General features: G+C 70.1%; 13 protein-coding genes. 5 read left to right on the top strand and 8 right to left on the bottom strand.

Translation table 11 applies throughout. The features are described from left to right. Window positions 1-62: 62 nt before the first annotated feature. Entirely contained in the window at window positions 63-1,421 is a 1,359-nt protein-coding gene (locus tag F4553_RS11960; protein WP_184835441.1) for a helix-turn-helix domain-containing protein, read from the bottom strand. 56 nt (window positions 1,422-1,477) lie between these two features. Here F4553_RS11960 and F4553_RS41835 point away from each other — a divergent pair, with 56 nt between their 5' ends. The 3 genes from F4553_RS41835 to F4553_RS11950 all read left to right on the top strand — a co-directional run bounded on the left by F4553_RS41835 (window position 1,478) and on the right by F4553_RS11950 (window position 3,413). Continuing rightward, complete coding sequence (locus F4553_RS41835; protein WP_281395007.1) at window positions 1,478-1,606, top strand: hypothetical protein; 129 nt, start codon at window positions 1,478-1,480, stop codon at window positions 1,604-1,606. Between the two features lie 170 nt (window positions 1,607-1,776). Further along, window positions 1,777-2,274: a hypothetical protein gene (locus tag F4553_RS11955; protein ID WP_184835439.1), complete on the top strand. Its 498-nt coding sequence runs from the start codon at window positions 1,777-1,779 to the stop codon at window positions 2,272-2,274. A gap of 92 nt (window positions 2,275-2,366) precedes the next feature. Then, entirely contained in the window at window positions 2,367-3,413 is a 1,047-nt protein-coding gene (locus F4553_RS11950) for an SRPBCC domain-containing protein (RefSeq protein WP_184835436.1), read from the top strand. 151 nt (window positions 3,414-3,564) lie between these two features. On the opposite strand, the gene F4553_RS11945 is transcribed toward F4553_RS11950, so the two are convergent. From F4553_RS11945 to F4553_RS11935, 3 genes are read right to left on the bottom strand one after another with little or no spacing between them, the layout of a single operon-like run. Then, window positions 3,565-5,643, bottom strand: a complete 2,079-nt coding sequence (locus F4553_RS11945; RefSeq protein ID WP_184835434.1) for a toll/interleukin-1 receptor domain-containing protein — start codon at window positions 5,641-5,643, stop codon at window positions 3,565-3,567. After that, window positions 5,640-5,840, bottom strand: coding sequence for a hypothetical protein (locus tag F4553_RS11940; RefSeq protein WP_184835432.1), 201 nt, complete (start codon window positions 5,838-5,840; stop codon window positions 5,640-5,642). The genes F4553_RS11945 and F4553_RS11940 overlap by 4 nt, the downstream gene beginning before the upstream one ends. Next, the gene (locus F4553_RS11935; protein WP_184835430.1) at window positions 5,837-6,523 is read right to left on the bottom strand and encodes a response regulator transcription factor; all 687 of its coding nucleotides are present in this window, start codon (window positions 6,521-6,523) and stop codon (window positions 5,837-5,839) included. Before F4553_RS11935 ends, F4553_RS11940 begins: the two co-directional genes overlap by 4 nt. A 277-nt stretch (window positions 6,524-6,800) precedes the next feature. Here F4553_RS11935 and F4553_RS11930 point away from each other — a divergent pair, with 277 nt between their 5' ends. Together F4553_RS11930 and F4553_RS11925 are read left to right on the top strand one after the other, a co-directional pair. Further along, window positions 6,801-8,759 (top strand): family 10 glycosylhydrolase, encoded by a 1,959-nt coding sequence (locus F4553_RS11930; protein WP_184835428.1) that lies wholly within the window; start codon window positions 6,801-6,803, stop codon window positions 8,757-8,759. Between the two features lie 23 nt (window positions 8,760-8,782). Beyond that, a complete protein-coding gene (locus tag F4553_RS11925; protein ID WP_184835426.1) occupies window positions 8,783-9,868 on the top strand; it encodes a golvesin C-terminal-like domain-containing protein in 1,086 nt (361 codons plus the stop codon). A gap of 68 nt (window positions 9,869-9,936) precedes the next feature. Here the strand turns inward: F4553_RS11925 and F4553_RS11920 are convergent, their stop codons facing one another. The 4 genes from F4553_RS11920 to F4553_RS11905 form a co-directional block, all read right to left on the bottom strand. Next, the gene (locus tag F4553_RS11920) at window positions 9,937-10,380 is read right to left on the bottom strand and encodes a DUF1801 domain-containing protein (RefSeq protein WP_184835424.1); all 444 of its coding nucleotides are present in this window, start codon (window positions 10,378-10,380) and stop codon (window positions 9,937-9,939) included. A gap of 701 nt (window positions 10,381-11,081) precedes the next feature. Continuing rightward, window positions 11,082-12,320, bottom strand: a complete 1,239-nt coding sequence (locus F4553_RS11915; RefSeq protein WP_184835422.1) for an ATP-grasp domain-containing protein — start codon at window positions 12,318-12,320, stop codon at window positions 11,082-11,084. Then, complete coding sequence (locus F4553_RS11910; RefSeq protein WP_184835420.1) at window positions 12,317-13,585, bottom strand: MFS transporter; 1,269 nt, start codon at window positions 13,583-13,585, stop codon at window positions 12,317-12,319. Before F4553_RS11910 ends, F4553_RS11915 begins: the two co-directional genes overlap by 4 nt. Continuing rightward, window positions 13,582-14,841, bottom strand: a complete 1,260-nt coding sequence (locus F4553_RS11905) for an ATP-grasp domain-containing protein (protein WP_184835418.1) — start codon at window positions 14,839-14,841, stop codon at window positions 13,582-13,584. The genes F4553_RS11910 and F4553_RS11905 overlap by 4 nt, the downstream gene beginning before the upstream one ends. Window positions 14,842-14,843: the final 2 nt, after the last annotated feature.

The raw sequence follows: 14,843 nt of genomic DNA, 5'->3' as shown, positions 1-14,843 counted from the left end.
ACTCCTTCAGGGCCGGTACCCCCTCCTTCAGGGCCGGAACGACTCCGCGAGAGTGGATCGGGTCAGCCGGCGGCGAGCGGTGCCGGACTCGCGGGCGCGGTGGACTGGTGGCGCTGGACGAGGTGGAGCTCGGCGGTGGCGTGCCGGAATGCGCGGACGGCCCCGTGCGCGTCACCCGCCTCGGCGAGCACGTTGCCCAGCTCGGCCCAGGCACGGGCGGCCTCCCGATTGGCGTGGATCCGGCCGAGCTCCTCGGCGGCCCGGGCGAACTCCACCGTGGCGCCGTCGGCATCGCCGATCGCGGCGAGCGCCGCGCCGAGCGCCGTCCGGGCCTGCGCACCCTGCAACGTCGCCTCGGGCCCGGCCTCCACAAGGGACTGTCGGGCCGCGTCGACGGCGGAGGAAGGGTCGCCGATCATGAGGTGGGAGCGAGATATCTCCACCAGGATCGAGCCTCGGTCGAAGCCTCGTCCCGAGTCGGTGAGCCCGGCGAGCGCCTCCTGCAGGGCTTCCTTCGCCTCGACCGGCCGGGGCGGGTCCTGCCGCAGCAGCAGATAGCCGTATGCGCCGAGCAGGCGGGCGGTGCTGCGCCGGTCCGAGCCGTGCCGGAAGTAGGCGAGCGCCTCCTCGGCGAGGTCGAGGGCCTCGCGGTGGCGGCCGCGCTCGCTCGCGATCTGGCTGGCGTTCCAGAGCACCGAGGCGCGGGCGCGGGGCGAGTGCATCCTGTTGGCGCGGGCCAGGCCCTCCTGGAGCAACCGCTCGGCCTGGCCGACATCGCCGAGCTCGAAGTGGGCGGAGGCGACGGTCGCGAGGAGCTGGATGGCGCCGTCGGAGTCCCAGGCGTCGAGCCGGTCGAACTGCTGCATCGCGCCGACGCCGACCTCGACGACCCGGTTGAGCTGGCCGAGTTCGAAGAGGCAGCCGCACCAGCTCAGCACGACACCCAGCGACGCGAGATAGGTCGGGGCGTCGATCGCCTCCTGCACCAGCGTCTCGTACGCCCGGGCCGCCTCCTCCAGCCGACCGGCCGCCTCCAGGGCGCGGGCGGCGCCGATGCGGGCGTCGGAGCGCAGCAGCGGATCGAGGTCGGTGGTGCGCAGCACCGTGCCGAAATGGTCCAGCGCCTCCTCGGCGCGGCCCGACTCCAGCGCCAACTGTCCGAATCGGACGGCGAGGGCCGCGGGCCTGGTCGCCGAGGTCTCGATGTCGCCGCGCAGCTCCTCGACGGAGCAGGAGAGCCGATCGGCGAGCTGCTGCAGCACCTCGGGACCGGGGGAGCGGCGGCCGGTCTCCAGCAGCGACACGTAGCTCACGGAGAGGTTGTCGCCGGCCAGTTGACGCTGCGTGATGCCCCGGGCGGTCCGCAACGCGCGCAGTCGCCGGGGGAACTCGGCGGAGGTCGATTGACTGGGTTGACTCAAGATGCTCTCCTGGTTTACCGCGCAGTGTAGCCCGGTATACAGAAGTGGGGAGCACCATGAGAGTGGTCAAGATCTTGGTCGTCGCGGCGCTGGGTGTCACGCTGGCGACGCTCATCGGCACCGCGCGTCCTGCCTCCTCGAGCATCGCCGACTTCCCTCGGTGCTGCTACCCCGGCGGCAATTAGCGGCGAGCCGACGGAGCCCCGGTGGCCCGTAGGGGTGTGCGGGCCACCGATTCCGTTGTGCCGCAACGAGTACGGAATCTAGCGTTGCTCGTCTATCTGTGCTAAAAATCCTTCACATGTATCGCGACGCATGAAATAAATCTCCGAACACCCCCTGAGGAGAACATCCCATGCTCCGTACGCTTCAGCGCGCCCTCACCCTGATCGGCGCCGTCACCGTGACCGTGGTCGTCGCACTGGCCGGACCGGCCCACGCCGCCACCTTCCTGACTCACGCGCAGGCCGCCAGCCAGCTCAACGCCGCCAACATCGGCTGGACCTCCAGCGGCAACTGCAGCAACCGCAACAACTCCACCTGCACGTCCTTCACCGACATCCGGCAGACGACGATCTCGGGCATCAAGACGCTCAAGACCTACAGCGGCTGCGGCATCACGATCACCGCCGGTACCGAGGTCGGCCACGCCGGTGGCACCTACAGCCACTACAACGGCTACAAGCTGGACATCACCAAGACCACCTGCATCGGCAACTACATCAGCAACAACTTCACCTATGTCGGCTACATCGCCGGCTGGGGATACCAGTGGCGCTCCGGCGCGGGGAACCTCTACACCGACGAGGGCAACCACTGGGACATCACCTTCTACAACTGCGGCGGCTGCTGAGCCATCGATGGGCGTGGTCGCCGCCGCGGCCACGCCGCACCGACATGGAAGCGCCCTACCAGAGAGATCGATAGCACGCTATCTTGCTGAACGTGATCGAACTCGAGGTCGACTATGACGCCACCGCCGCCGATGTCTGGGCGGTGCTGACCGATCGTCGCCTCGCCGCCGACTGGTGGCTCGCGACGGACCTGGTGGCCGAGGCCGGCCGGGTCGCCCGCGCCGTCCCGCCGCCGGATCTCGCCGGCTTCCACGGACCCTTCACCATCGAGGTGGTCGCGGTCGACGCCGAGCGCCGCCTCGCGATGCGGTGGCGGGGCCGGGAGCTCTTCTCCGACGTCACCTGGGACCTCGAACCCCGGCCGCACGGCTGCCGGTTGCGGGTGACCCAGTCGGGCTACTTCGGCATCGACGGCCTGCCGCACCGCCGGGAACTGCTCGCCGCCTATGAGACGTTCTTCGCCGAACGCCTGCCGCTGCTGCTCGCCGATCCGCCGCAGGAGACGCTGCGCGCGGTGCCGGGGTCATGGGAGGTGCGGTCCCGGCGGGCCCGCCGGGACGCTGCCGCCGCTGCGCTGCTGCGATTGCGGGTGCTCTCCGCGGTCGCGGCGATCGTGCTCACCGCGGTCGTCATCACCGGGCTCACCGCGCTGATCCTCCAGCCGTCGATGGTGCCCGCGGAGGCGGGGGTCGACCCGTGGCGTACCCCCGCGTTTGCGGCGCAGCCGGGGGAGTCTGAGCCGGTGTCGCCGACGGCCCGCCCCAGCGGCCGCGTCAGCGTGCGGCCCAGCCGCAGCGCGGCGGTGCCCACCCCGAGCCGGTCACGGATCAGCGCGCTCTTCCGGGTGCGGGAGAGCTATGAGCTGGGCTACATCGGCGCGATCACGGTCAAGGCCGGCCCGGACGGCCTCGACGGGTGGAGCGCGGTGATCGTCCTGCCGCCGGGGGCGTCCGTCTCCAGCGCCTGGGACCAGATGGCGGTACGCCAACAGGGCGCAACGATAACCTTCACCCCGCTGGCGGCGCACCGAGTGCTCCAGGCGAACGGCATCTTCACCTTCGAATTCCAGGTGAACCTGCCGTCCGGTGTAGACGGCACCCCCCTGACCTGCACCGTCGCCTCCGTCCCCTGCGCCTGACCCCAAATTCCCGTTGATCAAGGGAAGACTCGCCATCCGGGGTGTCCGATTCGCGGCGAGTCTTCCCTTGATCAACGGGAATTAGCGCGTGGGGGTCGGTGATCGGCAGGAATGGCGACGCCTTTAGGCCGGACCAGGTGTTGAGGTCGCCTCATTCGCGGAGCAATTCGCCGTGGGTCACGAAGAGGCTGCTCTGCCTGCTCTGCTTGTCGATGTCCCAGAGGTCGACCGACTCCGATCGGATCGTGGCGACCCGGCGTTTACCCGAGAGCCAGCCGATGAGCGAGAGGCCGCTGCCCTCCTGACCGTGGTTGAACGACTCGGTCTCGCTCTCCAGCGCCGCCGACCAGAGGCGGATGCTGAACCGATCGACGACCGCGAGCTCCGCGCCGTCCACCGACCAGGCCAGGACCGTTCCGCTGCTGTAGTCCCAGGAGCCGAAGGGCGCCGTCCGGGTCGCCCCCGTCTCGACGTTGCGGAGCAGGATCTGCGTGACCGGGTAGTCGACGCGCAACGCCAACCAGGTGCCCTGCGGCGACCAGCTGATGTCGCGGAAGCTCGACCCGGCGTCGACCTTCAGCAGCGGTCCCGGTGCGCCACCGCTGAGCCGGTGCAGCCGGATGTCCGAACCGGCCTGCGTCAGCAGCCGCGTCCCATCGCCCGACCAGGCCACATAATCGACCTCGGGCGGCGTGGGCACCGGCGACGGCAGCACGAGCACCGTCGGGTTCGGTGACGGGGCGACCGTCACCGGCGGGGGATAGTGGGTGAAGGTGTAGATCGGGGTCAGCTCCGCGCCGACCGCGAGGACGCGGATCGCCGAGTCGTCGCTGCCGTAGGCGATGCGGTCCGGACCCTGGGGTGACCAGGCGAGCGCGCTGACGCCGCTCTTGGCGAGCTGCGCGGACGCGATCGGCTTCGCGTTGGTCGCCTCCCAGACCCGGATGTTGCCGGCGCCGTCACCGGCTGCGACCCGGGTGCTGTCGGGAGACCAGGCGAGCCGGGGCTGGGCCGGGCCGCTCTCGAAGGCGAAGTCCTGCTGGTCGAGCAGCGAGGTGACCTTGGTCAGCCCGGCCACGTCCCAGATCGTGATCGAGGTTTCGAAGGTGCTCGCGGTGGCGATCCGGCGTCCGTCGGGCGACCACTCCAGCATGTCCGACGGCCGCGAGCCGCCCAGCGGCCGGGCTTGCTGCAACTCGCCGGTCGTGGAGCTCCAGATCCGCAGCACGTTGTCGTCGAGCGCCGCGATCCGGCTGCCGTCGGGAGAGACAGCCGCCGCGTCCAGGTCCGAGCCGCCGTCGGTGAGGAACGCCCACGAGGCAGGCGCGGCCATGACGAACAGGTAGGCGACGACCGCCAGCACGACCCGCAGCTTTCGTCCCCGCCGCACCACCGGCGCAGGCAGGATCGATTCCCTGGCACCGGTCCGCTGGGTGTTGTCGAGCATCGTGATCAGGGTCAGCGTGTCCTCGGCGAGGAACCTCTCGCGCAGCACCGCACCGTGCATCTCCGGCAGGAGCCGGATGCTCTCGGGGAGCTGCTCGGCGCGCGGCAGGTCGGCGCCGCCGATGAGGACCGGCATCGTCGGCTTCGCCATCGCGAGCGCCATCTCGATCTCGACCCGGACCGGATCGTCGGTCCGGTCGAGCCGCCGGCCGCCGGCGGCCTCGCGCAGCTCGCACCAGACCGGACCGATCACCACGATCACGATGTCGCAGCGCGAGATCACCTCCTGGAGCTGGTCGCGCCACCTCAGGCCGGGTTGCAGGGACTGGGTGTCCATGAAGACGCTGTCGCGCCCGTAGCGCTTGACGAGGCTCTCGTAGAGGTAGCTGGTGGCCTGCTGGGAGTCGTCGCGGCGGTAGCTGATGAAGATCTTCGGGTGGCGGCGGATCTGCGCCAGGTTGCCGAGCCACAGGGTGGTGAATCCGCCGACCACGCCGAGGACGACACCGCCCGTGATCACCGTCGGGATCTGCTCGTCGCTGAAGCGCCACAGCGGCAGGATGACGGCGAACCCGAACGCGGTCGGGACGACGAAGCTCCAGAAGAAGACCGCGCGGGTGGTGAAGACACCGCGCAACCAGGTGATCTGCACCAGCAGGAAGCCCAGCGACGCGAGCAGCATGAAGGCGATCGTGCCGCTGCGGTCGACGGTGAACGGGCTGATCCAGATCATCGCGGCGAAGGTCGTCAGGACGACGGCGAGGCGCGTCCGGGTCGTGATCACGCTGCTCCCATGTGTAGTGCGATCCGTGCCCCGTCCAGGGCCGGGCTCCGGCCTGTCTCCAGGCGTCCGCCGACACTGCCGGCCACCCGCTGCGCGATCGACGGGACGAGTCCCGTCGGGCCGGAGCCGCTCGTGCCGCGCCGCAGCGCCGACAGGTCGCCGACCGCGAGGGCGAGCCGGGCGAGCGTCCCCCTCACCTGGGGGCCACCAGCATGACCCCGACCCCCCGGACCGTCCGCAGGAAGCGCGGCGCGGCGGCGCTCTCGCCGAGCTTGCGGCGCAGCCAGGACAGGTGGACGTCGAGGGTCTGGTCGGCGCCCTTGAGCGGCTGCTGCTGCCAGACCTCGGTGACGAGCTCGCGCCGGGTGACGACCCGACCCGGCCGGGCGGCGAGGTAGGAGAGCAGGTCGAACTCGCGCCGCGTGAGCTGCAACGGCTCGCCGTCGAGCCAGGCGGCCCGCTGATCGGGCTCCAGCCGCAGCCCGCCGACGTGGATGACGGGCTCGGCGGCGGGCGCGGCCCGGCCCCGGCGCAGCACGGCACCGATTCGGGCGAGCAGGTGCGCACCGGAGAAGGGCTTGGTGACATAGTCGTCGGCGCCCGCGTTGAGCAGCGCTATCGCGTCGCTCTCCTGCCGCCGTGCAGTGGCGACGACGACCGGGACATCGCAGATCGCCCGCAGCATCCGCAGCGCGTCGGCGCCGTCGATGTCCGGCAGCCCGAGGTCGAGAACGACCAGATCGGGAGCCTGGATGGTGACGACCCGCAACGCCTCCAGCCCGCTGCCGACGGCCCGCACCGCGAGCCCCGCATCCGTCAACGCGTAGGTCAGCGCTGCCCTAACCGTGGGATCGTCCTCAACCAGAAGTACGAGGGGCATGGCGCCCACCGTAACCGGGACGGGCCAGTCGTGGGGGGTGCCTTGATGGCGCGATGCGAATATGGCGGTTCATCGTGATGGCCGGGGCCTGGCTCGCGGCGGTGATTCGCCGGGGATCGCCCGCACGGCGAGATCACCCACGTCAGCCAGTGCCCCTCCTGGACGACCTGGTCGTTGACGTGACCAGTAGGTATTGCATGATCTCGATGTGTGGTTGAAGATTTCTTTCAATTCGCACCAGCCGTGCGGCAATCGCCGTCAATCGAGGTAGGCAGCCATGGTTCGTCTGCGCGGTGTCCTTCCCCTCCTCCTGCTCGCCGCGCTCGGCGTCGCCGCGATCGCCCGCGAGGCACCACCCGTCCCGGTCGCCTGCACGACCAACCCGGCCACGCCGAAGAGCCAGTTCCGGGCAATGTGGATCTCCACGGTCGTCAACATCGACTGGCCCAGCGCCCCCGGTCTGAGCGTCGCCCAGCAGCAGGCGGAGTACCGGAGCTGGCTCGACCTTGCCGTCCAGCGCCGGATGAACGCCATGGTCGTGCAGGTCCGCCCCGCCGCCGACGCGTTCTGGCCGTCGCCGCTGGAGCCCTGGTCGCAGTGGCTCACCGGGCAGCAGGGCACCGCTCCCGGCTACGACCCGCTCGCCTTCCTCGTCAGCGAGGCGCACGCCCGCAACCTCGACTTCCACGCCTGGTTCAACCCCTACCGGGTGGGGATGACGGAGAACCTCACCGATCTCGTCGCGGCGCACCCGGCCCGCCAGCACCCGGGATGGACCTTCGCCTACGGCGGCAAGCGCTACTACAACCCCGGAATCCCGGCGGTACGCGACTTCGTCGAAGACGCGATGATGGATGCGGTCAGCCGCTACGACATCGACGGCGTGCACTGGGACGACTACTTCTACCCCTACCCGGACGGGTCGGCGATCCCCGATCAGGCCACGTTCGCGCAGTACGGGAGCGGTTTCACCGACATCGGGGACTGGCGGCGGTCCAATGTCGACAAGCTGGTGCAGGAGATGGGCCAGCGGATCAAGGCGGCGAAGCCGTGGGTGGCGTTCGGGATCAGCCCCTTCGGGATCTGGCGCAACGGCAGCACCAATCCGCTCGGCTCGGCGACCGACGGGCTCCAGTCCTACGACTCGATCTACGCCGACACCCGGAAATGGGTCAAGCAGCACTGGATCGACTACATCACCCCGCAGATCTACTGGCACCGGGGCTTCGTCATCGCCGACTACGACGTGCTCGTGCCCTGGTGGGCGAGTGTCGTGGCCGGCACCGGCGTCCAGCTGTATGTCGGGCAGGCGACCTACCGGACCGGCGCCTCGGGGCAGCCCGCGCAGTGGCAGACGACGACGGAGCTCACCGACCACCTCTTCGTCAACCGGGGATATCCGCAGGTCTCGGGGGACATCCACTTCAGTGCCAAGGACGTGCGGGCCGACCGGCTCGGTTCGGTGACCCGGCTCGCGGGCGACCACTACAGCCGTACCGCGCTGGTGCCGGTCAACGCCGGGCTCGGCGGGGCGGCCCCGGTCGCGCCTTCGATCACCTCGGCGACCCGGGCGGGCGGTACGGTCACGGTGGGCTGGTCGGCGGCGGGGGGCGCCACGGCGTACGCCATCTATCGGTTGAACGGCTCCGGCGCGGCCGGGAGCTGCGCGTTCGCCGATGCCACCGCGCTGCTGGGCACCACCCGATCGCGGACCTTCACCGACACGTCGGCGGTCTCGTCGCAGACCTACTCCTACTACGTGACGGCGCTGGACCGGCAGCACCACGAGAGCCCGGTCAGCGCCGCCCGCGTCGTCGCCGGTGGCGGGCCGTTCTCGGTGATCGTCGACAACGCCACCGCCGGGCGCTTCACCGCGAGCGCCGCCTGGGGCACGTCGAGCTTCTCCGACCAGGGCTACGGGGCAGATTACCGCTTCGCCACCCCGGTGAGCAGCAGTGACGTCGCCTGGTTCGCCGTCGACGTGCCGTCGGTCGGCGCTTACAAGGTGGAGGTGTGGTATCCGGCGAACGCGGGCTACAACGCCGCGACGCCCTTCATCGTCGCCACCACGACCGGCAACAGGTCGGTGACCGTCAACCAGACCGCCAACGGCGGTAAATGGGTCAGCCTCGGCACCTTCACCCTCGCCGCCGGGGACCGCAACACCGTCGGCGTCAGCCGGTGGACCACGGGGACCGGGTACGTCGTCGCCGACGCCGTCCGGATCAGCAGCTAAATCCCACTAGGAGGGCCATCACCATGTCCGGCACCCCCCTGTCGCGCCGCAACGTCATGCGCGGCGCCGTCCTGCTCGGCATCGGCGCCACGGCGGGCGGCGTCGAGCTCACCGCGACCGCACCGGCCTCCGCCGCCGTGCCGACCCCGACCATCGCCTCCTGTGCCACCTGGGGCGCCCGCAACCCGTCGTCGGCACTGACCGAGATCAGCACGAAACCCAACAAGATCCTGGTGCACCACACCGCCGGGCCGAACACCACCGACTACTCGCAGGCGCACGCCTTCGCGGACTGCCGGAGCATCCAGAATTACCACATGGACCACAACGGCTGGTCCGACACCGGTCAGCACTTCACGATCAGCCGGGGCGGCTACATCTCCGAGGGCCGGCACACGAGCCTCGCCCACCTGCGCTCCGGCAGCGGCATGGTCGTCGGTGCGCACGCCCCCGGCCAGAACGATCAGGCGATCGGCATCGAGAACGAGGGCATCTACACCTCCGTCGCACCGCCGGCCGCGCTCTACAACCAGCTCGTCGCGTTCTGCGCCTACATCTGCCAGCAGTACGGCATCGCGCCGACGAAGATCTACGGCCACCGTGATTACACGGCGACCCAGTGCCCGGGCGACGTCCTCTACAGCATGCTGCCGCAGCTGCGGGTGGACGTCGCGGCAGTGCTCAACGGCGGGGGTACGCCGAGCTGGACCACGACCATCGACAACGGCTCGGCGGGGTTCACGGCGAGCGCCAACTGGGCCGTGTCCACCTACTCCACGCAGCGCTACGGCGCCGACTACCACTACGCCAACCCGCAGGCGATCAGCGACCCGGCGTACTACGCGGCGAACATCCCGGCCGAGGGCAACTACAAGATCGAGACGTGGTATCCGGCGAACACCGGTTACAACGCGACCACGCCCTACATCATCTACACCAAGACCGGCAGCCAGAACGTCGTGGTCAACCAGCAGTCCGGCGGCGGTGCCTGGAAGTCGCTGGGCACCTTCACGCTGACCGCCGGCTCGCACAACATCGTCGCGGTCAGCCGCTGGACCTCGGGCGCCGGTTACGTGATCGCCGACGCCATCCGCATCACCCGGGTGTAACGCGCCCGCTCCCCAAGCCGCGGCTCCGCACGAGCTCGCACCCTCGTGCGGGGCCGCGGCCCGGGCGTCTAATCGCTGTTGGCCTTGTCGATGCCCTTCGCGACCCGGTATGTCCGCTCGATCAGCTCGCGAAGGACGCCGATGTCGATGCCGTCGAGGCGCTTGAGGTAGAGGCAGCCCTTGCCGGCCGTGTGCGGTCCGAGCTTGGCCACCGCGGTGGCGTGGCGGGTCTCGAAGTCGCCGACCAGGTAGACCACGAGGTGGGGCTTGCGGGGCGAGAACGCCGCCCGGGGCGCGTCGCCCTCGTGGCCGCTGGCATAGCGGTAGTGGTAGCTGCCGAAGCCGACGATGCTGGGCCCCCACATGACGGGCTGCTCGCCGGTGACCTCGGTCATCAGGGCGCAGAGAGTGCGGGCGTCGGCCTGCCGCCGCGCGTCGGGCACGGCGGCGAGGAAGTCCTCGACCGAGGCCCCGGTGGGGGACGTCACGGGTGCCTTCTTCGCGGTAGCCATGACCCGGATCGTAACCGCGCCCACCGACATCTCCCGCCGACGACGCGATTGTCCGCGACCGTGCCGTGCGCGCTGCGGGTGCTGTTCGCGGTCCTTTCCGGAGGTCACGCATGGTAGCGGTCGCCGCCGGGTGGGCCTAGGGTGCGCGCGGAGCTTTGCTCTGCTTACACAGACGCATCACCGGGGTGTCCGGGTCTATTTCGTAGGTCACGCATGGTAGCGATCGTCGCGGGGTGGGCCTAGGGTGCGCGCGGAGCTTTGCTCTGCTTACACCGACGCATCACCGGGAATATCCGGATTCAGTGGCCGATGCGCGGGTGTAAGCAGAGCAAAGCTCCGCGCGCGTCACCGGTCCCCGGGCGGCTTGCCGTCACGATCCGTCACCGCGGCGCGGTGACCGTCGAGCATCAACGGGCTGGACCGTGCGGTTCAGCGCCAGCCGGCCGGGCCGTGCGGTTCAGCGCCAGCCGGCCGGACCGTGCAGCGCCAGCCGGCCAGACCGTGCCGTCCAGCGCCAGTCGGCTGTGCCGTGCCGTGCAGCGCCAGCCGGCCAGACCGTGCCGTCCAGCGCCAGTCGGCCGGACCGCGCCGTGCAGCGCCAGCCGGCCAGACCGTGCAGCGCCAGCCGGCCAGACCGTGCCGTTCAGCGCCAACGGGCCGGACCAGGCGCCAGCCCGGTCCGGCCCGTGAAACACCGGCTGCTACACCGGATCGATCTGGATCTCGGCCTCCAGCTCCAGCACCCGGTCGTAGTCCTCGTCCAGCACCGCCAGGTCCTGGTGAATCAGGATCACCCAGGCCAGGCACGTGAACAGGTCCACCGTCTCCGGCACCAGCGCGCCGTTCTCCTTCATCACCCGCATCCAGTGGAACGACGCCAGCGCCTCCGCCTTCTGCAGCACTTCGCCGTTGCGCAGGATCCCCGCGCGATGCGCCGAGACGAAGATCCCCCGCAGCCGCTGCACCAGGTCGAAGCTCTCCCGGAACTCACCGCGCAGGCGGTGCGCGACCGTCCGCTTGATGTGGTTGTCCCCGGTCGCGAGGTCGCTCACCATCTGGTGCCCGCCTCCGGCCGGCCGAGCGGCGACTTCAATCAAACGAGGCCCGTCCGGAGTCAGCATCACCTCCGCGTGCCCGCACCCGACGCGGATCCCGACAGCATCAAGCACCTGCTGCGTATACGGCCAGATCGCCAGCACCTCCGGATGATCGGGCTCCAGGAAGTCGATCCGCCGGTAGATCCCGATCTGGTCGCCACGCCGGATCTTGGTGTAGCGGCAGACGTCCACCAGCGCGTGCCGCCCGTCCACGGAGTAGCTGTCGACGAGGTACTCCGTCCCCTCGGCGTACTCCTGGACCAGCACCTCGTCGTTGTGCACTCCCAGCTTGTTGGTGTTGCCGAGGATCTCCGCGAACCGCGTCCGCCAGTCGTCGTCCTCGGCGATGATGTGCACCTCGTCGCCGCCGCCGCCCTTCGGCGGCTTGATCACCAGACGACGACCGACCAGGCCGTTGTCGGCCAGCCAAGCGTCGATCACCGCCGGGTCGTCGGAGCTGATCTGACGGAGTCTGGGTACGCCGGCCGCGCCCAACGCCGCCGACATGGCCCGCTTGTCCCGGCGTGCCGTGTTGAGCGGGCTGACATTCCCCGCGCCGGGGGTGAGGCGGTCGATGAGCTGGTCGGCGAGCTCCACCCCGGACTCGGCGCCGGGGATGACGAACCCGTCGACGAGGTAGCCGCGGAGCTGTTCGGCGAGCGCGGAGACGTCCCCGTCGAAGTAGTGCACCGCCTCGTAATTCTCCGGGAACCACGTCGGCAGGTAGGAGTCCGGCGGCTGGAGACCGCTGAGCACGGCGATCGGAGTGGCACCCGCCTCCCGGAACGCCGGGCCGTACTCCTGCCCGGTGGAGAGCGGATCGACGATGATGGCGTAGGTCATGACAGTGCCTCCACCTTCTCGGCGGCGAGCGCCGCGACGGGCTGGTCGACGACGCGGCGGCCGCGCATGCCGAAGAAGGCGGCGGCGGTCCCGGCGAGGGAGACGACGCCGATCCAGATCCAGACGGAGTTGCCGAGCTGCCGGAAGGCGTAGACACCGGCGATCGGTCCCAGCGCCGACCCGAGGCCGAACATGGCGTGAGCAGCACCGATATAGCGCCCACGCAGGTGCTCCGGTGCCGCCATCCCGGGGTAGGCGAACATCGTCGGCCCGCCGATGATCTCGGCGAGGGTCCAGATGAGCGTGCCGACGACGAAGACCGCCGGAGCCCACGGCAGTGCGTAGAACGCGAGGCCGCCGCCGAGCAGGATGAACCCGATGACGGCGACGATCCGGGCCGGCCAGTGCTGCACCACCTTGGTGACGAGCAGCTCGCAGGTGATGACGAGGAAGCCGTTGAGCGCGACCACCGCCCCGAACCACCAGGTGCTCAGCCCCCGCGCCGACATGGCGAGCGGCAGCGTCGCCAGGTACTGGATGTAGACGGCGGCGTTGAGGAACATGCAGAGCAGGAAGAGCAGGTAGCGGTAGTCGCCGAGCATCGCCAGGTAGCCACTGCTCGGTGCCGGAGCGGTCGGCGCCGCGCTGTCCGTTGCCTCGGTCGAGGCGGAAACGCGCCGGGGCAGTGCCACCGCGACGATCGCGGCGAAGGCGAGTGCCGCCACCGCCTCGCCCCAGAAGAGCAGGTCCCAGGAGACGGCGAGCAGCGCCGCACCGATGAGCGGGGCGGCGGTGGTGCCGAGGTTCAGCGCGAGGCGATAGACCGCGAAGATCATCACCTGCCTGTTCTCCGGTGTCAGCTCGGTGAGCAGCGCCGCCGAGGCGGGCCGGTAGAACTGGCCCACGACGCCGACGAGCGTGATGATCGCGAGCAGCGCCGGGTAACCGTCGACGTAGAGGATGCCGACCACGAACGCGGCGGTGCCGAGCATGCTGACGAGCACCGCGTTGCGCGGCCCGAGCTTGTCGGCGAGCGAGCCGCCGATGATCAGGCCGATGACGGATCCGCCGCCGTAGAAGCCGAGTGCCGTGCCCGCCTGCACCTCGCTGAAGCCCCGATGGGTCAGGAAGAGCACCAGGAAGACCTGGATGAACCAGCCGAGCTTGTTGACGAAGACCCCGGCGAGCAGCGCCTTCACCGCCGCCGGTGCTTCCCGGATCGTCACCAGGATGCCGGTTTCCTGCGTGTCCGCGACGGCTGTCATGCGGTCACCTCCTCGTTCCAGCGCAGGGCAGCCTGGGCGTGGTCGAGCGCGGCCCGGCACTCCTCGACGGAGTCGGCGACGGCGGTGGCGTACGCGATGCGGCCCCACAGCGTGCCTTTCGGCGGCGGCGAGGTGGTGTCGCCCGCCTTCATCAGCGGCACCAGCAGATCCGTCGCGGCGGGCAGGTCCTCCTCGACGAACCGGATCGAGGTGAGCACCGTGTCGTCGGTGTCGACGTAGAAGAACCGCACCCCGCCGCAGAGGCTCCGATCCGGGGTCATCGCCGGTGCGTGCCCGCACGCGACCGCCGCCGCGGCGAGACCGGGGTCGATCCCGTTGGCCCGCAGCCCCAGATAGGGGATGAGGTCGCCGCCGATCCGGGCGTTGACCTCGATCACCTTGGGCCCGTCGCCGGTCATCATGATCTCGGTGTGGGTGACGCCGTCGGTGAACCCGAGCGCGGCGTGGGTGTCGTGCAGCACCTTGATGAGCTGCTCGTCCTGCCAGAGCGGGTCGGTGGCCGAGACGAAGTGGCCGACCTCCTCGGCGTAGGGGAAGTAGCCCAACTCCTTGCGGGCCAGGCAGAACGGCTGCACCGCCCCCTCGAAGACCGCCGAGTCGATGCTGATCTCATAGCCGTCGGCGAACTCCTCCACGAGCACCTTGACGTCGTAGTGCGGCGCCTCCGGCACGGTCGTGTCGTGGGCGAAGGCCCAGTTCGCCGCGAGCTCCTCGGCGTCGTTGACCTTGATCACGCCGAGGCTGGCGGCGAGCGCCCGGGGCTTGAGGATGATCGGGTAACCGACCTTCTCGGCCGCGATCAGGGCGTCGTCCACGGTGTCGACGAGGATCGACTGCGGCTGCGGCACCCCGGCGGCCGAGAGCGCCTGCCGGGTCAGGTGCTTGTCGCGGCAGCGGTTGACCATCTCGGGGTCGCCGCCGGGCAGTCCGAGCGCCGCTGCGACGTGGGCGGTCTGCAGGATGCGGGCCTCGTCCCAGCAGAGGACCCCGTCGATCGGGTCGGTGCTGTCGAGCTTGCGGGCGGCGACGGTCATCGCGTCGGCGTCCAGGGTGCTCTCCAGCACCGTCCACCCGGCGATGTAGTCGGTCTCCCAGGTGGGCTCGGCGTGCAGGAACATGTGGATGCGGTACTGCGACGCGATCGAGCGCAGCAGGTACTCGCGGAACAGGCGCATCCCGGTGGCGATGACCAGCAGGTGCGGCCGACCGGTCCGCACGGTGGGGTTGTCGTGCATGA

This window comes from Allocatelliglobosispora scoriae (assembly GCF_014204945.1).
GTDB classification, from domain to species: Bacteria; Actinomycetota; Actinomycetes; order Mycobacteriales; family Micromonosporaceae; genus Allocatelliglobosispora; species Allocatelliglobosispora scoriae.
Note: the sequence above shows the minus strand (reverse complement) of the source record. Positions and strands in the feature narration are given on the sequence as shown.